This window comes from Dyella dinghuensis, from assembly GCF_003977615.1.
In the GTDB taxonomy this organism is placed as follows: Bacteria; Pseudomonadota; Gammaproteobacteria; order Xanthomonadales; family Rhodanobacteraceae; genus Dyella_B; species Dyella_B dinghuensis.
In genome coordinates this window covers 223,449-239,779 of the sequence record NZ_RYZR01000003.1, presented here as the reverse complement: position 1 = coordinate 239,779, position 16,331 = coordinate 223,449, and the positions used below count along the sequence as shown (strand labels likewise).

Below are 16,331 nucleotides of genomic sequence, written 5' to 3'. Positions count from 1 at the left end.
ATAATACATTTATAAAATATATATAACTGAATAATGGGGGTGGGGATATGAGCGATTTCGCATCCACCGAGCAGCGCCTGGCCGTCACGTGCCGCCGTTACCCTGATTTCCCGCGCCGACCCGGCGTGCTGGTGCGGCTGATCAAGCACATCCATATGCTGCTAAACGACGAGGCAAACGCGTTGCTGAAGCCGTATGGCGTGAACCACCCGGAATACAACTTGCTGATGATGCTGTATGGCAGCGCCAGCGGTACGATGTCCCCTTCGGAGCTGGCTGATGCAACGGGCGAGAAATCGGCCAACATCACGCGGCTGACCAATGAATTGACCGATCAAGGATTGATCAGCCGCAATGCCAGTGCAGACGACCGGCGCAAGGTCGAACTGAGTTTGACGCCAAAAGGGCTGGCGTTGATCGAAAGTTTTCTGCCGGACATTTGCGGGTTGCTGGTAAGGCAAGGGCGTCATCTGGCTGTCGCCGAACAGGTTCAGCTTGAAAAGCTTCTGAAAAAGTTCTTGAGCGGTTTGGCAGACTGAGGCGGTCATCGTCATGTCCGTAACCGATGTCAATGCAGTGACACCCACGACGCGCGATGTCGTCGTCACGGCGTTGCGCGACGAAACGCAAACCTGGCTCTTCGTCGCCAAGACCTTGCTGGCATTTTTCCTCACCGGCTGGCTGGCCATGCGTTTTGCACTGGATCAGCCTTCCACGGCCATGCTCACTACCATCCTTGTCGCCAACCGGCAGTCCGGCATGGTGCTGGCGAAGAGTTTCTATCGCGCGATAGGCACGGTCGTTGGCGCCCTGGCTGCGCTGGTCATCGTGGGCCTTTTTCCGCAGGAACGTGTGCTGTTTCTTGGGGCGTTGTCGCTGTGGGTCGGCCTGTGCGCGGGCGGAGCGACGCTCAACCGCAACTTCAAGGCCTATGCCTTTGTGCTCGCGGGCTATACCGCAGCGCTGATCGTCATTCCGGTCGTCAACAATCCGCTCGCCGTATTTGACGGCGCGGTCGCGCGCATCAGTGAAGTATTGCTGGGCATTGTGGTCTCAGGTGTCGTCAGCGATCTGGTGTTCCCCAGCCACATCCGCGCCATCATGCGGCGCGCAGCGCGCGAACAATATGCGCACTTCATGCAATTTGTGGAGCGGGCCACGACTGGCAAGACAGCGCGTGGCGATATCGAAAAAGCGCATCTGCGCTTCGTGCGCGATGCAGTCACGCTGGAAGACATGCGAAGCTCGGTGATTTTCGAAGATCCCGAGGCGCGCGCACGCAGCGGTCACATCCTGCTTTTCAATCAGCGCTTCATGGCCGCATCGACCAGTCTGCAGTCCTTGCACCATCTGATCAACCGGCTTCAGCGCAATGGGCGCAACGTGCCTGCTGCGGCGCTTATCCAACTTTATGCGCCGTTGGGCGAAGCGCTCGACATACCGATCGATGCTGATACATCGGCCAAGTGCATTCTGCCCAGGCTGGACGATGCTCGCCGCGCGATAGGTGCTCATATACCCGTGATGCGCGCGAGCCTTCAAACCGATCAGGATGTCCAGGATTTCGACACGGGTGCCGACCTGGTGCACCGCTTCGCCGACGAACTGTATGCCTTTACGGATACCGCGGCGCTGCTGCAGGCGCCGGGCGGCGTTACCGGCTCTGCCGTGCGAATCCGTTTCACGCGCGGCAACGACATCTATGGTGCTTGGCTCGCAGTGCTTCGCGCTTCCATGACGATGGCCGTTCTCTCTTTTTTCTGGATCGTTCTGGCATGGCCTTCTGGTGCGTCGGCGATGGTCATCGCGACCGTCTTTGCCGGATTATTCGCCTCGGCGCCGAACCCGATCAAAGCCGTCAATGCTTTCCTTATCGGTTATGTGCTGGGTGCGACTGCGAGCTTCATATGCGAGTTCTACATACTCACCCATATGGATGGCTATGGCCTGCTGATCGCCGGGTGCACGCCATTTCTCATGATGGGTGCATTGCTGATGGCGTGGCCGTCGACGACGGGCATCGGTACCGGTTATCTGATCGGGTTCACCAATCTCATCGCACTGAAAAACCCGATGGTGTATGACCCGGTTCGCTTCTTGAACGAATCGATTGCACAGTTGGTCGGCGTTGGATCGGCATCGGTCGCTTTCACCTTCGTGCCATCGACCATCGGCAGCCCATGGTTTATTCGCCGCCAGTTCGAGCGTTTGCGCCGGCAAGTGTGCGTGGCTGCCGAGGCGCCACTGCCTGGATTGATCGATCGCTTTGAAAGCACGAATCACGATCTCTTCAGTCAGATCGTCGCGCAGACCGTACGCGGGAGCGACGAATCCCGTTCATTGCTGGCGTGGGCGCTGTCCGTGCATGAGACCGGGCGCGCGCTGATCCAGCTGCGCTATGACCTCGCCGCGAAGCATTGGCCGGAGGGTGTTCATCGTGCGATTACACCAGCCATCGATGCGCTGAAAAATCTGTACGATAGCCCTACAACCTCTGCCTACACGCAAGCACGCGACGCACTGATTGGTTCGATTTCGCAACTGAATCAGTTCGAAGGCACGCAACGGCTGCTTGTGCACCTACACCTGATTCGCCTGGCATTGCTGGATGACAAATCTGTGCTCGCCGACTATATGCCACGGAAGAAACAAAGCGAGGAAGTCGGTCATGCCACGTGAAATAGCCATCGCCGGCGTATTGATTCCCGGATTGCTGGTCTGGTTTCTGATTTCGCTGTTCCTGTTGTTTTTCATCGATATGGTGATCGGGCGGTTTGGCCTGTATCGCTATGTCTGGCACCCGGCATTGTTCCGCCTGGCGCTGATCGCGTGCATCTTCGGCAGCATTGCGCTGCTGCTGTATTAATGGCGAATGTCTCGACTGTGACCTCTATGAAAACTGCCCAGTACATCCGTGTTGCCTTGACTGCTTTTGTGTTGCTGCTAGCCGTGCTTATCGGTTGGGCACTTTGGCGGCACTACTTTTTTTCGCCATGGACGCGAGACGGGCGTATTCGGGCCTATATTGTGCGCATCGCTCCGGATGTGCCCGGTTTGGTGACTCAAGTCAACGTCGTCGACAATCAGACGGTAAAGAGAGGCGACGTGCTTTTCGTGATCGACCAGGCGCGCTATCAGGATGCGCTCGATCAGGCCAAGGCCAATCTTGCTGCGGCCCAAGCAAAACTGCGTGCGGCGGGTGCCGATATCGATGCGGCGAAAGCGAGCACGGAACAAAGCCGCGCCAACCTCGATATGTATGCCGAGCAATCCAAGCGTCGCCAGGCACTATCGGATGTCGTTTCCACGGAAGACCGCGCCAATGCGGCGGCAACGGCCGATGCGGCACGTGCGGCCGTCAACAAGGCGCAAGCGGGACAAGAGCAGGCGGCCGCGGGTCAACAGCAGGCGTTAGCGGCGGTAAGGCAGGCGGAGGTCGAGCTTGCGACAGCGCAGCTCAATTTCGATCGAACGCAAGTACGTGCATCCGTAGATGGCTACGTCACCAATTTGCTTGTGCGTGTGGGTGATTATGCGAGTGCAGGCGTGCCGCGCCTCGCGCTGATCGATCGTCACTCCTACTGGATCGACGGCTATTTCGAAGAAACGAAAATGCCGCATATTCGCGTTGGCGATCCGGTCGACATCCGCCTGATGAGCGGCGGTACGCATTTGAACGGCACGGTGGAAGGCATTGCGCGCGGTATCACCGATTCGGCCGATCCGTTGGGCGCGGATCTTCTCGCCAACGTCAATCCCACCTTTAACTGGGTGCGTCTTGCGCAGCGCGTTCCCGTACGAATACACATCGATACCGATCATATGCCTGCCGGCACCGTGCTGGTGGCTGGCATGACGGCAACGCTCATCGTGCACCCAGACGAGCACAAAGAGCGTGGCGACGCGTCACAGGCAACCGCGGATGCATCCGGCAATGACTGACATGCATCGCTTCGGATCGATAGCCATCGCGACAGCGTTGTGCGTCGCGTTGGCTGGTTGCGTCACGCCGGGCGGCTTGCATCCCACGGGCGCAAGACTCGACGTGAATAGTCTGAAGGCCGAACGTAGCCTGGCGAACGTGTCGCTAAGTCCTACGGCGTGGCCGAAAAAGGATTGGTGGGAGGATCTCGGCGATCCGCAGCTATCGGAACTGATCAACGAGGCATTGCATACCAATCCAAGCCTCGACGAAGCACAGGCGCGCGCCAGGCTGGCCGAAGCAGTGGCTGCCAGTCTCGATGCAGCACGCGCGCCGCAAGGCGAGTTGGATGCCAATGTCATTGGTGCACGGCTTTCAAGTAAAGATCCGCTTTTTCCCGAGTACGCCATCGGTTCGTTCGCCTGGAGCAAAACCGTTACCGCGGGTTTTTCGTGGGATCTGGACCTGTGGGGCGGCAAGCGCGACGCATGGGAAGCTGCACTTGGCCGCAGCCGTGCCGCAGAACTCGATGCCTACGCAGCGCGTATCGAACTTTCGGTCAATGTCGCGCGCGCTTACGTAAGCCTTGGGTACGCCTTCGCGGTACAGGATGTTGCCGAACACGAGCAGCAGCGCACGGCGAAGTATCTGGCGTTGACGCACCGTCTGGTTGAAGGCGGTCTCGGCACACCACAGCAAGAAGCGCTGGCCGACTCGCAGGCAGCGAGTGCCGAGCAGGAAAAAGCGCAGGCAGATCGTGCTATCGATGCGGCACGCAGCAGTTTGTCCGTGTTGCTGGGGCAGGGGCCTGACCGCGGCCTCGATATTGGGAGGCCGCAGATGCTCGATGCAGGCAAGCTTGTATTGCCTGATGCGTTGTCGGTAAACCTGATGGGTCGGCGCACCGATCTGGTCGCTGCACGCTGGCGCGTCGAAGCAGCGTCGCTGGATATCAAGGCAGCAAGAACCCAATTTCTTCCGAATATCAGCTTAAGCGCATTGGCAGGATTTGTTGCGGTCGGCAACGTAAATGTCCTCCAGCTGCCAGCGCGTGAGTACGAATTCGGCCCCGCACTCAGTCTGCCGATTTTCGACGGCGGCCGTCTGCGCGCCAATCTTGCGTCGGCGAATGCGGGCTACGACGAAGCCGTCGCGCGCTACAACACATTGTTGATCGGCGCCATCAATCAAGTATCGGATCTCGTTTCCGCACTGAATTCGGTGCACACGCAGATCGATTTGGAAAAGCGCGCGAACATCGACGCGCAGAAAAGCTGGGACGATGCATTCAAGGGCTACAAGGGTGGTGTGTCGGGGCCTCTGACACCACTGATCAGCCGTCAGCAGCTGCTGCAAACCGAACAGCAGCTGGCTGCGCTGCAAAGTCTGCAGGCCGACCTGTCCATTCGTCTGATCGATGCCTTGGGCGGCGGTTATGGCGCGGATGCATCCAGCGGTGCGCCGTCAGCCAGCGCATCGGCGCAAGCAATCAACCGTTGAGCGACGACTGGCCGTCCGTGGCCAGCTCGTTTCGCATCGTCAGAACTTGTAGAAGGCGCTCAGATTGACTTGATTGCCGCTGGTGTTGAGACGGTTGCCGCCGTTGGTCGTCGTCAAGAGCACCGAGTGAATCCATTCCAGCGCGAAGGAGTAGTCGCCGACGGTGTACTCCACATTGGTCGCGTACATGTGGTTTCTCAGTAAACCGGTTGAACCGTTGCCCATCCAGCGAATCACATCGTTCGCACTGGGTTTGGCGATCGCGTAGAACGCATTTACGCTCCAGTTTTTCGTGAACTTGTAGCCGCCCGTCAGATAGCCACCGTCGTCCTTGATATCGCCGAACTGGGACAGGTCGCCAAAGATCTCGCCGATGCCTCGGCCGGTGTAGAGCACGCTCTTGAATATCCACGAGCCTGGTGTCCACTGTGCGCCAAGCTCGAACGCTTCGCTGCCGAATTCACGTTTGATCGGTGTCGGCTCCGTTCCACCTACGCCGGCAAGATCGATCTGGCTGTAGTGCGCAGCGGCAAAAAACATCCATTCTTTGTCCTGCTCGACATGCAGCTTCGCTTCCACTTGCGGTCGGAAGCCCGCGTTGCCCGCTGTCAGGTAATTGAGGTTGTTGCCCGGGCCATCCCAAGTGCCCTCAAACACGCCCACATCCAGACGCCACGCGGGCCCGGTCGAGCCATGATTGAGATCCTGCGAAAAGATGGCGCCCGGAAAACGCCAGCCGATCAGGCCGGCGCCATAGCCCAGCGGAAACGCGATATGGCTGAGCGAATCGGGCAGGTCGTCCAGCGGGAATATCAAGTCCCACATCTGGCCGATCTTCAACGTACTGCCGGTCGTCGGATTCTCCAGCACCATGTAGGCCTGACGCAGGCGTGGCAACGGTTGCTGTTGCGAATAAGCCCCGGTGCCGTTGTTGCCGCCGAAGAAATCCATTTCGAGATGCGCGCCGCCGACCCAGTCGCCGGCAACCTTGGCACCTGTCAAATCAAACATGAAGCGCGTGTTGCGCACATCGAAACCGCTAAGTGAACCAAGCGATCCTGGTATCGGAAATTCTGCATTCTGACCGTTGCCGTACGTAAAGCTCTTGGTCTGCGAGAACGCGGTGGCGTCGATGAAGCCGTTGAAAGAGACCGACAACCCATTACCCGCCGTAAACGATGGTTTGGACGGCGGCGGCACGGCGGCAATAGCAGCGGCCTGCGTTTGCTGTGCTTGCTGAGTCTGTTGAATCTGCGTTTGCTGCTGCGTCTGTTGACCTTGCAATTGCGTTAGTGCCGCGTGCAGCGATGCCAGATCCTGCTGCTGCTGGTCGAGTTGCTTCTGCTGCTTTTCGACAATGGCTTTGAGTGCCTTGATCTGCGAATCTCGGCTATCGGATTGGGCGAAGGCAGGGGCGGTAACAGTTAGCCCAAGGGCGGTAAGGGCCAGAAATAATGCATGCCGTTTCATGGATGTCTCCCTTCATGCAACCGTAGGGATGCGAATGCGCGAGCATTCACGCCGGTTTATCGAGAAGCACCTGGAGCGCCAACGGGAAGGACCACACGATGGTGCGTCTCATTGATGACTTCGGCGGCCGACAAATAAAACGCCAGCAAAGCCGTGATCAAACCCACGTAGCCGCCCGCTGTATGCAAGCCAGCCATGCCGGTCCATTCGCCTGCGGCAAGCAGGAAAAAGGTGATCCATAAAGCGAGAAAGATCAGTTGCAACGCGCGCGCTGCACGTAGCGAAGCGATCCACATGTAGAACGTGAAAACACCCCACATGAACAGGTACCAGCCGACAAATGCACTCGGTACCTTGTCGTGCAGAAACAGAACGAATAGCGCGAACGACCACCAGAACGCGCCGTAACTGACAAAGGCGGTGACGCCAAACGTATTGCCGCGTGGCAGCTCCATCACGCCTGCAATGATCTGCGCAGTTCCGCCGTAGGCGAGTGCGACTGCCAGAACCATGTTCATGCTATCGCCGGTGAACCAACCGGCGTTGATCATGCTCAACAACCACGTCGTCAATGCAAATCCGGCCAATCCCAGCGGCGCCGGATTCGAGAATCGCGCGACTGCCTGTTCGTTGCTCATTGCAAGAACCTCCCCGGAAATGAACGGAGCTGGCGCTCCACGAGATGCGAAGGTCGTATGTCTCCTCAAGCCGATCATCGCCGGTGCGACATCTCCCCAGACAAGGGCACCGGTTTGACGCTGTACACGGCTATCGCCAGATCACCATCGACAAGCGCGGTAGTCGTGGTTACGCAAAAGCGTTTGACAGTCTGTCCCGTTATCGCCAAAGCATCGGTTCTTCGAACCCGAGCTTGTTTTGCCTTATCTATGCGTTGAACCCGGTTCCCGCACATCGCTCAGCAGATTTGTTGCGCTGCGGCAGCGCAAGCGAGTTGTTCAGCGAAACATGCGCGAACGCATCCAGTCTACCGAATTATGACGGCAGCAGCACGCATCCAGTGCACAAGAAATCGAAAGGTATGTGCAACCCTGATCGCATCAGAGCACGCTCTGGATGGGCAGCATCTTGAGGAACGACACCTCTATGCGACGCCCAATCGACACGTCGGGATCGCTATGGAAGATCACGGGCTTGCCGTCGTTCTCGGCGTGCCATTCGAGATGGCCGGTATGCGTAGCGTCATGTCCAACGAGCACGACCTGATAGGCATTCTGCGGTGATGTGGCTTTGTCGAAGAATTGCGTGGCGACTGCATCGGCCAGTGGCGGACAATCAATGATGACGCCCATCTCGGTGTTAAGTAGCTTTGAGCGCGGGTCCATGTTCATCGAGCCGATAAAGGCATAGCGCCGATCCACGACGATCGTTTTTGCGTGCAGGCTGAAGCCGGATGAGCGACCTTCTGCGCCAGCGGGATTTTGCTCGTTCGGCAGCGGACGAAGCTCGTAAAGCGTGATGCCGTCCGCGAGCAGTGGCTTGCGATAGCGCGAATAGGCAGCGGTCACTTCAGGCTCATCCGTCGCCGAGAGCGAATTGGTTAGCACCTTGACGGCTACGCCGCGCTGGCTCATCGCATTCAAATAACTCACACCGGAATCGCCAGGAATGAAATAAGGCGACACCAGCAGCAAACTATGCTGTGCCTGATCGGCAATCGCTTTAATCTGCGGCCCGATGCGCAGCGACTTGTCGCCGCTTTCCTCAGTGATTTTCTCAGGTTGATCGGCAACCAGCGTCGCAGGGCCCCAGAACCAACTGCCAGGCTTGTCATCGGTCGGACCACTGGGAAGCTTGTCGATGGCAGCTTGCGCATAATCGGATTGCGCAAACGTGCGTGCATCGTGATTCAGCTCGGCGCGCAGCTTGTCGAGATTGTAGGTGCTGGTGTGATGCCCCTTGTATGCAGTAACGGGGTAGGCGGCATCGCAGTTCCAATAGGCATCGAAGGCGTTGGAAGCCTGTTGGACCACCGGTCCTATCGCGAGGACATCCAGATCGCGGAAGTGTATTTCATTGCCCGCATGGAAGTAGTCATCGCCGATATTGCGGCCGCCCACGATGGCAACGTTGTTGTCCACGATGAACGACTTGTTGTGCATACGTCGATTCAGTTTGTCCCAGTCCGTCAAGAGCTGGAATGCTTTGGACAACATCGATGGATTGCGTGTCGTGAAAGGGTTGAAAAGTCGAACCTTGATGTTCGGATGCGAATTGAGCGCTTCCAATATGTCGGTTTCGTTTTTCATGTCGAGATCGTCAATCAACAGACGCACGCGCACGCCTCGATCCGCCGCAGCAAGCAAGCGCTGCATGATGAGCCGCCCCGTCGCATCGTTTTCGAAGATGTAGTACTGCAGATCGATGGATTGCTTCGCGTGATCGGCCAGGGAAACGCGGCTCATCAGGGCGTTGGTGCTGCTGATCAACAACCGGAAGCCGGAATCGTCGGGATGCTGATTCGTTGCCGCCTGGATGTAGCTGCCGCGCGGTGTCGTTGTTGCTGGAGGCAATGCCGTCGAGGGCTTCTTGACGTAATCGTCACGAATGGACGAGCAGGCGCCGAGCGCGAAAACGAGCGCTATCAATGAGACGAGCCCTGCAAGCTTCTGCCTGATCATCACTTCGCCTTACCAGTCATGCTGGGTTCGTTAACCAAAAGCATGTACAACGACGGGCAAAAACCATGAACACCGAGGCGACGCTCGTGTGGGAGAAGGTATTCCTTCGTTGATGAACGAACGATCTACAGATGCCAGCGTCAAGGCATCTTGGTGCGAAGATGAGCGTCGGCGAGCCATTGGCGCACGCGTTTGAGGTCTTCAAGCGTGTCGATATCCATGGTCTCTCCGGAAGCAAATGCCTCGACCCGCATGGCCTCATTTTCCAGCACGGCACGGGCGCCGTAAGGACCCGACTGAGCCATCAATTGCGGGAAACAGTCCCGGGGAAATAACGCTGGAGGTCCGCTAATTCCGTTTCGTTCCGTCGCCAGAAGACGCTTCGGCGCTTGAGCGTGGCGTTGAAGCAGTGGTTGAAGGGACGCCACGCTCAAGAGCGGCTGATCCGCCAGACAGATCAAAACGGCGGAGGCATCTGGAAAGCGGTTAACAAGAAAACGGACACCGGTGGCGAGCGATTGACCCATACCAAGCTGCCAATCGTCGCAACGCGCAATGTGAAGCGGCAAATCATCGATGACTCTCTCTACTTCTTCTGCATGAGCACCGGTGACAACGATAACGGGCACCGTCGTTTCCAGCACAGTACGCGCCACACGCCTTACCATCGGCTCATCTTCGATGTCCGCCAATTGCTTGATGCCGCCATAACGGCTGCCTTCACCCGCAGCGAGCAGCAGAATCACCGGTGACGACGCGTGGCTGCCGTGTTGCGCCATCAATGAATCGTCCCGTCGTTGTCGCGCAGAGAGCCACCGCTGCGTTGATTGATCACCGCCATGATTTCCGCAGCGATCGCCAACGCAATCTCTTCGGGTGTTTCCGAGCCGATATCCAGGCCCGCAGGCGCGTGCACATGCAGGCCGGTCAGCGCCGTGTTGTCGCGCATGCGAGCGACACGGTCTCTTGATCCCAACGCGCCAAGATAAGCAATTGGCGAATTTTTTAGCGCGCCGAGATAGGCGACGTCATGTTCGAGATTGTGCGTCATGACCACGACAGAACTGTGCGCATCGAGAGGGAGCGCGTTCGTGAGACTCGATGGCGATGCGCAAACGGTCTTTAGTCCTTCCGGAAGGTCGGAGACATTCAGTCTTGCCGGGTCGTGATCCACCAGGGTTGTCTGCCAGCCCAATGCGCTTGCCAACGGCAACAAGGCGCGCGCAGCAGCGCTGCTTCCGATCACTACCAACGCATGCGGTGGTGCTATGGCTTCGATCAATACATCCGCGGTGCCTTGCACCGACGAGAGTGTTAGCGTTGCCGCCCTGCTAACGTCGGTAGAACCAACACTCTCGATAATCGCCTGGACCAGTGCTTCATCGTCGATGGAGTCGTGAAGAACGGCATGGCTATTCCAGAGCAGTCGTCGCGGCATCATCGCTTCGTCATCGATAGCGAATAACGTTGCCATGTGAACAGGTGTACGGCGATCGAAACACGTCGTCAGCGTGTCGATAAAGTCGGTATCGTGAATGGTGAGCAGCGGCTCGATAAGAACTTCCAGCTCGCCGCCGCATCCCATCTCCATCAGTACATCAAGACCCGATTGGGCGTTGTACTGGATGACTCGTGGCGTTGCGTTCGCGATGACTTCCAGGGCTCTCGCCACGATGTCGCGTTGCGGGCAACCGCCGGAAAGTTCGCACACCACGCGGCCGTCGTCGAAGACCAACATGCGCGTGCCGGGGCGGCGGAAGGTAGAGCCGCGTGTGCGCGTTAGCGTAGCCAGGGCAGCCTTGGACGATGCATCGCGATGCAGCCTGCGCAACGCGTGGATCAACGTGCTCAACTCATGTGCCGAATTCATCAGTCCTGTCGCCAGCCGGAAGAGGGGGACAAAAACGAGAGCGTCATGGTGCGAGGTATATAACGTTTTATGCCATGGTTGGGGCTGAAAGTCGGGTTTTCGAGATCGTTTTGCGGCTTACGCGAATCATCCTATCGTTTACCTGAGGCTTCTGATATACCGGCTTTTTACGACGGGTTTGCTCCCATGCAAACTTCAGGCGAGCTGCGTAAGGCAGGCTCGGCCGGGTAACCGCGCTCTGTGCTGGTTTCGTGAAGGCCGGGGCGCGCACGTGTCTTATCGACGCAGTGCGGAGGTGTCCATGTTGTCGTTGTCGATCAATGGCCAGTCCTATCCTGTGGATGTGCCCGACGACATGCCGTTGCTATGGGTCCTGCGCGACGTCATTGGCCTCACAGGCACCAAGTTCGGTTGCGGCATTGCCCAGTGCGGGGCATGCACCGTGCATCTGGATGGCCAGCCAGTGCGCTCCTGTGTGCTTCCGGTGGGATCCCTGGGCAATCGCGCCATTACTACCATCGAGGCGATCGGCAATACGCCTGCAGGCCAGAAAATCCAGCAGGCGTGGCTGGAGGTGGATGTCGTGCAATGCGGTTACTGTCAATCCGGGCAGATCATGTCGGCGACCGCGTTACTCCAGCGCACGCCCAACCCGACGGACGCGGATATCGATGCTGCCATGGCAGGTAATATCTGCCGATGCGCGACGTATGTGCGTATACGCGCCGCCATCAAACAGGCCGCGACTGGCAAAGCGGAGATCCTGCAGACGATGGTCAGCGCTCCCGCAGGAGCCGCGTCATGAGCACGACATCACGCACGCCGAGCGATGGCGATGTGGTCGACCTTAGCCGCCGGCACGCCCTGCAATCGGGTGGTTTGGCGATTGCATTTCTTTGGTTGGGAGGCACGGGTCCCGTCTCGGCGATGATCAATGCACGCCGCCAGCCTGGCGACGCAGCCGCGGCGATGGCCGATGGAAATCCAACGTTTGCTCCGAACGCCTTCATTCGCGTCGATACCACCGGTGCCGTGCGTCTGGTGATGCCATCGGTGGAAATGGGGCAGGGTATCTACACCGGCTGCAGCATGCTGCTTGCCGAAGAACTTGGTGTCGGCCTGGATCAGATTACCGTCGAACATTCGCCGCCAAGCGACGAGCTTTATGGCATACCCGCACTCGGCGGACAGATCACGGGTGGTTCGACCAGTACGCGAGCCACGTGGCAGGTACTGCGCGAAGCAGGTGCTGTCGCACGTACGCTGCTCGTCACAGCGGCAGCTGCGCAGTGGAAGGTAGATCCTTCAACATGCACGGTGGACCGCGGCGAGATTCATCATGCACCGTCCGCGCGCAGTGTCGGATTTGGCGAAGTGGCTACCGCAGCGGCGAAATTGCCGATGCCCGACAAGGTGCAGCTCACCGATCCAAAAGATTTCAAATTGCTCGGCAAACCGATGCGGCGTGTCGATTCGCCGGACAAGATCAAGGGCGCGACACAATTCGGCATCGACGTACGTGTGCCGGGCATGAAAGTCGCGACGGTAGTCTCTTGCCCGACCTTGGGTGGCAAGGTATCCACCGTAGACGACAAAGCGGCGCGTGCAATCCCTGGCGTCATCGATGTGTTGCGTATCGATGATGCCGTCGCGGTTGTCGGCGAACATTTCTGGGCGGCCAAACAAGGCGTGCAGGCTCTGAACGTCACCTGGGACTACGGTCCCAATGCCACCTTGGACACGCAACAACTGCGTGATGCCTTGGCCGATAGCGCGCACAACGGTCAGTCCATCGTAGCGAGCGATACGGGAGCCAAGCCATCAGGCACACTCGTCCAGTCGGAATACCAATCGCCCATGCTCGCGCACGCGACGATGGAGCCGATGAATGCCACTGTCTGGGTGACGGCAGACAAATGCGAAATCTGGACGGGCACGCAAGTACCCATGCGTGCGGCGGAGGAGGGTGCGAGGATCACGGGCCTTCCCATCGATAAGGTTGTTGTTCACAACCAATACTTGGGTGGCGGATTCGGTCGGCGGCTGGAAACCGATTGGGTGCAGCAGGCTGTTGCATTTGCCAAGCAGGTTTCCTATCCCGTGAAAGTCATCTGGACTCGCGAAGAAGACATTCATCGCGACATCGTTCGCCCGATGTATCACGATCTCATTTCCGCGGTCGTCGACGCCAATGGGCAGCCCGTGTGGTACGGCTATCGCACTAGCGGCGGCTCCGTGCTGGCGCGTTTCGCGCCGGGGGCGATGGACAAGAACGGCATGGATAGCGATGCCGTCGAGTGTGTCGTCGAAATCCCGTACGACATTCCGCACAACAAGGTGGAATGGATTCGTCACAACATGCCGCAAGGTCTCGTTGTTGGTTGGTGGCGTGGCGTCGGGTCTACGCATAATTTGTTCGTGGTCGAAAGTTTCATGGACGAATTGGCGCATCGCGCGAACAAAGATCCGCTTGAATACCGTCGTGCGCTGTTGGGCAAAAGTCCGCGGGCACTCGCCGTGCTCAATCTTGCCGCGGAGAAAATAGGCTGGGGAGGGCAACCGCTGCCGGCTCGGACAGCACGCGGGATATCATTGGGCGAGCCGTTCGGCAGTCATGTATGCGCGATTGTAGAAGCCGAGGTCACGCCGCAAGGCGAGGTGCGTCTGCGACGCGTAGTGGTCGCCCTGGATTGCGGTATTGCCGTCAATGCCAGTTCGATTGAAGCGCAGGTGCAGGGGGGTGTCCTGTTTGGTTTGAGCGCCGCCCTCTACAACGGCATAACGGTCAAGAATGGCGGTTTCGAACAAACCAACTTCAACAACTATCGCAGTCTTCGCATCAACGAAGCGCCGATCGTTGAAGTGCATCGTGTCATCAATGGCGAACCGCCCGGTGGTTTGGGCGAAGTAGGCACCGCCATCGCTGCGCCTGCATTGACCAACGCGATCTTTGCGGCGACCGGTGTGCGGTTGTACACGTTGCCGGTGGATCGCAATCGGCTCGTGCAGAACTCCGACGCGCTCAAGTCGGTGGCGTCGGCATCTGTGCCTGAAGGGAGGGACGTAGCATGACTCGCTTCCTCATCATCGTGGTACTGCTCGCATTGATTGGCGTAGGTGCGTATTTTTATTTGAATCGCACCGACGCATCCGACGGCACGGCGCCCGTCATTGCCGGCGCACCACCGTCGGCGAGTGTGCTGGCGCGCGGCGAGTACCTCACCAAGGCCGCCGATTGCACGGCGTGTCATACCGTGTCTGGTTCCGGCAAGGCGTTTGCCGGTGGTTTTCCCTTCAAGCTGCCTTTCGGCACCATCTATTCCAGCAACATCACGGCGGATGTCGCCACGGGCATCGGTAGTTGGAGCGACGACGATTTCGTGCGTGCCGTACGCGAAGGTATACGCAAGGATGGCCAGCATCTCTACCCGGCGTTTCCGTACACCTCGTACACGCAGTTGAGCCGCAACGATGTGCTGGCGATCAAGGCGTATCTGTTCAGCTTGCCAAAAATATCGCAGCCAAACAAAGCCAACGAGTTGTCGTTCCCCTACAACCAGCGTTGGGTGATGGGTTTTTGGAACGCCGCATTTTTCAAGAACCAGCGTTTTGTCGCCGACTCGTCCAAATCGCCCGAATGGAATAGCGGCAAGTACGTGGCCGTAGCATTGGAGCATTGCGGCGAATGTCATACGCCGCGAAACCTCGGTTTTGGACTGGAACATGGCAACGAACTGGCGGGTCAGGAATTGCAGGGCTGGCGTGCCTACAACATCACATCCGATCAAGTCCATGGCATCGGCGCGTGGAGCGATGGCGAGATTGCCGCCTATCTAACGACCGGTCATGCCGAGGGGCGTGGTTCTGCGGCGGGCCCCATGGCGGAGGCTGTGCAGAACAGCCTGCGTTTCCTGCAGCCTGCCGATACCGCAGCGCTTGTTACCTATCTGCGCACGGTACCTGCGCGCGAAGGCAAAGATCCCATTTCCGTTGACGTGAAAGCAGCACCGGTCATAGCGTCCAGCAACGCGGCACCGGGTGGCGACAGCGCCAGCGCAGACAATCCGGGATTGCGCTTGTTCGAAGGCGCCTGCGCAAGCTGCCATCAATGGAACGGGCAAGGTCAGCAGACACCTTATGCATCGCTGCTGGGCACGCGTGGCGTGAATGATGTTCAGGGCGCCAACGTCACGCAGATCCTTTTGCACGGTTCGGACATGCGCTTTGCCGGACCGAATATCTTCATGCCTGCATTTGGCGATGCGTACTCGAATACGGAAATTGCCGAGCTGAGTAATTACGTCATCGGCCACTTCGGCAACAAACAGGGCGCCGTCACCCCCGACGATGTCGCTGCACGCCGCAAGCAATTTTGACCGTGTCATAAGTTGGAAGACAGCAAGTGACGATGGGCGGCGCGATAAATATCGCGCCGCTTTTTTAGCGAAGTTCCCTGCGAACAACCAGCTTGAGTCCGGACCAGATCTCGCTGACGGCGCAGACTTTGATGTCGACAAACCCGAGGGGAAGGGCCACTTCGCGGATGACATCTTCCGTGACGGTCGTAGCAACTTTGGACGCCTTCTTGGGCCATGACACCCATACCGACGCGTCAGAATTCAATGCCTTCCGATACGCGTGAAGCGCCTTGGTAAGCTCTTGTTTGTCTGTGACGAACAGATGAACGAGCTGGGTGCGCACGCTAGTTTTCGCCTCAAACACAACATGTTCGGGAAGCGGTTCCAGCGATGCGCGATAGTCAACCGGTGCGTCAAAGATCGCTACATGCATCGATGCCTTGATGCCGAGCTTCCTGGCAAGTGGTGTACCGGAATAGCCGGCCGTGATGGGCATCGATCACCATGACATGTTGTCGGCTTGGTCCAAAGATAGTATCTGTGCCTTATTCGGGCATCAAATGCCGCTTTAG

Annotated in this window: 14 protein-coding genes; 8 read left to right on the top strand and 6 right to left on the bottom strand. The window is 58.3% G+C overall.

All coding sequences use genetic code 11. From position 1 onward, the window contains the following. Positions 1 to 47: 47 nt before the first annotated feature. The 5 genes from EKH79_RS04225 to EKH79_RS04205 are packed head-to-tail and all read left to right on the top strand — an operon-like array spanning position 48 to position 5,422. The gene (locus EKH79_RS04225; protein WP_126672546.1) at positions 48 to 539 is read left to right on the top strand and encodes a MarR family transcriptional regulator; all 492 of its coding nucleotides are present in this window, start codon (positions 48 to 50) and stop codon (positions 537 to 539) included. A gap of 13 nt (positions 540 to 552) precedes the next feature. Further along, positions 553 to 2,679 (top strand): FUSC family protein, encoded by a 2,127-nt coding sequence (locus tag EKH79_RS04220; RefSeq protein WP_126672545.1) that lies wholly within the window; start codon positions 553 to 555, stop codon positions 2,677 to 2,679. Then, positions 2,669 to 2,866, top strand: a complete 198-nt coding sequence (locus EKH79_RS04215; RefSeq protein WP_126672544.1) for a DUF1656 domain-containing protein — start codon at positions 2,669 to 2,671, stop codon at positions 2,864 to 2,866. Before EKH79_RS04220 ends, EKH79_RS04215 begins: the two co-directional genes overlap by 11 nt. Before the next feature lie 26 nt (positions 2,867 to 2,892). Next, entirely contained in the window at positions 2,893 to 3,942 is a 1,050-nt protein-coding gene (locus EKH79_RS04210; protein ID WP_126672543.1) for an HlyD family secretion protein, read from the top strand. Beyond that, positions 3,935 to 5,422: an efflux transporter outer membrane subunit gene (locus EKH79_RS04205; RefSeq protein WP_233590178.1), complete on the top strand. Its 1,488-nt coding sequence runs from the start codon at positions 3,935 to 3,937 to the stop codon at positions 5,420 to 5,422. The genes EKH79_RS04210 and EKH79_RS04205 overlap by 8 nt, the downstream gene beginning before the upstream one ends. Positions 5,423 to 5,461: 39 nt before the next feature. Here the strand turns inward: EKH79_RS04205 and EKH79_RS04200 are convergent, their stop codons facing one another. The 5 genes from EKH79_RS04200 to EKH79_RS04180 all read right to left on the bottom strand — a co-directional run bounded on the left by EKH79_RS04200 (position 5,462) and on the right by EKH79_RS04180 (position 11,401). Further along, positions 5,462 to 6,892, bottom strand: a complete 1,431-nt coding sequence (locus EKH79_RS04200; protein ID WP_233590177.1) for a porin family protein — start codon at positions 6,890 to 6,892, stop codon at positions 5,462 to 5,464. Positions 6,893 to 6,948: 56 nt separating this feature from the next. Continuing rightward, the gene (locus tag EKH79_RS04195; RefSeq protein WP_126672542.1) at positions 6,949 to 7,530 is read right to left on the bottom strand and encodes an acetate uptake transporter; all 582 of its coding nucleotides are present in this window, start codon (positions 7,528 to 7,530) and stop codon (positions 6,949 to 6,951) included. Positions 7,531 to 7,950: 420 nt separating this feature from the next. Then, positions 7,951 to 9,531 carry a phospholipase D-like domain-containing protein gene (locus EKH79_RS04190; RefSeq protein ID WP_126672541.1) on the bottom strand — a complete coding sequence of 527 codons (1,581 nt, stop codon included), beginning with the start codon at positions 9,529 to 9,531 and terminating at the stop codon, positions 7,951 to 7,953. 140 nt (positions 9,532 to 9,671) lie between these two features. Continuing rightward, the gene (locus EKH79_RS04185) at positions 9,672 to 10,310 is read right to left on the bottom strand and encodes a nucleotidyltransferase family protein (RefSeq protein ID WP_126672540.1); all 639 of its coding nucleotides are present in this window, start codon (positions 10,308 to 10,310) and stop codon (positions 9,672 to 9,674) included. Beyond that, positions 10,310 to 11,401, bottom strand: coding sequence for an XdhC family protein (locus EKH79_RS04180; RefSeq protein WP_126672539.1), 1,092 nt, complete (start codon positions 11,399 to 11,401; stop codon positions 10,310 to 10,312). The genes EKH79_RS04185 and EKH79_RS04180 overlap by 1 nt, the downstream gene beginning before the upstream one ends. A gap of 301 nt (positions 11,402 to 11,702) precedes the next feature. Between EKH79_RS04180 and EKH79_RS04175 the strand changes: the two genes are divergently transcribed. Genes EKH79_RS04175 through EKH79_RS04165 form a run of 3 tightly spaced genes read left to right on the top strand, consistent with a single transcriptional unit; the run spans position 11,703 to position 15,777 of the window. Next, positions 11,703 to 12,206 carry a (2Fe-2S)-binding protein gene (locus EKH79_RS04175; RefSeq protein WP_126672538.1) on the top strand — a complete coding sequence of 168 codons (504 nt, stop codon included), beginning with the start codon at positions 11,703 to 11,705 and terminating at the stop codon, positions 12,204 to 12,206. After that, positions 12,203 to 14,473 (top strand): xanthine dehydrogenase family protein molybdopterin-binding subunit, encoded by a 2,271-nt coding sequence (locus tag EKH79_RS04170; RefSeq protein WP_126672537.1) that lies wholly within the window; start codon positions 12,203 to 12,205, stop codon positions 14,471 to 14,473. Before EKH79_RS04175 ends, EKH79_RS04170 begins: the two co-directional genes overlap by 4 nt. After that, positions 14,470 to 15,777, top strand: a complete 1,308-nt coding sequence (locus EKH79_RS04165) for a cytochrome c (protein ID WP_126672536.1) — start codon at positions 14,470 to 14,472, stop codon at positions 15,775 to 15,777. The genes EKH79_RS04170 and EKH79_RS04165 overlap by 4 nt, the downstream gene beginning before the upstream one ends. Positions 15,778 to 15,841: 64 nt before the next feature. Here EKH79_RS04165 and EKH79_RS04160 read toward each other — a convergent pair whose 3' ends face one another. Then, on the bottom strand, positions 15,842 to 16,255 hold the full coding sequence (locus EKH79_RS04160; RefSeq protein WP_199754131.1) for a DUF3052 family protein: 414 nt from the start codon (positions 16,253 to 16,255) through the stop codon (positions 15,842 to 15,844). Positions 16,256 to 16,331 lie beyond the last annotated feature (76 nt).

Bases quoted from the DNA above. Each gene is read 5' to 3' on its own strand.
- EKH79_RS04190 (WP_126672541.1), bottom strand. From the start codon at position 9,531: ATGATCAGGCAGAAGCTTGCAGGGCTCGTCTCATTGATAGCGCTCGTT.
- EKH79_RS04200 (WP_233590177.1), bottom strand. From the start codon at position 6,892: ATGAAACGGCATGCATTATTTCTGGCCCTTACCGCCCTTGGGCTAACT.
- EKH79_RS04225 (WP_126672546.1), top strand. From the start codon at position 48: ATGAGCGATTTCGCATCCACCGAGCAGCGCCTGGCCGTCACGTGCCGC.
- EKH79_RS04210 (WP_126672543.1), top strand. From the start codon at position 2,893: ATGAAAACTGCCCAGTACATCCGTGTTGCCTTGACTGCTTTTGTGTTG.
- EKH79_RS04215 (WP_126672544.1), top strand. From the start codon at position 2,669: ATGCCACGTGAAATAGCCATCGCCGGCGTATTGATTCCCGGATTGCTG.
- EKH79_RS04220 (WP_126672545.1), top strand. From the start codon at position 553: ATGTCCGTAACCGATGTCAATGCAGTGACACCCACGACGCGCGATGTC.
- EKH79_RS04195 (WP_126672542.1), bottom strand. From the start codon at position 7,530: ATGAGCAACGAACAGGCAGTCGCGCGATTCTCGAATCCGGCGCCGCTG.
- EKH79_RS04180 (WP_126672539.1), bottom strand. From the start codon at position 11,401: ATGAATTCGGCACATGAGTTGAGCACGTTGATCCACGCGTTGCGCAGG.
- EKH79_RS04165 (WP_126672536.1), top strand. From the start codon at position 14,470: ATGACTCGCTTCCTCATCATCGTGGTACTGCTCGCATTGATTGGCGTA.
- EKH79_RS04170 (WP_126672537.1), top strand. From the start codon at position 12,203: ATGAGCACGACATCACGCACGCCGAGCGATGGCGATGTGGTCGACCTT.
- EKH79_RS04205 (WP_233590178.1), top strand. From the start codon at position 3,935: ATGACTGACATGCATCGCTTCGGATCGATAGCCATCGCGACAGCGTTG.
- EKH79_RS04185 (WP_126672540.1), bottom strand. From the start codon at position 10,310: ATGGCGCAACACGGCAGCCACGCGTCGTCACCGGTGATTCTGCTGCTC.
- EKH79_RS04160 (WP_199754131.1), bottom strand. From the start codon at position 16,255: ATGCCCATCACGGCCGGCTATTCCGGTACACCACTTGCCAGGAAGCTC.
- EKH79_RS04175 (WP_126672538.1), top strand. From the start codon at position 11,703: ATGTTGTCGTTGTCGATCAATGGCCAGTCCTATCCTGTGGATGTGCCC.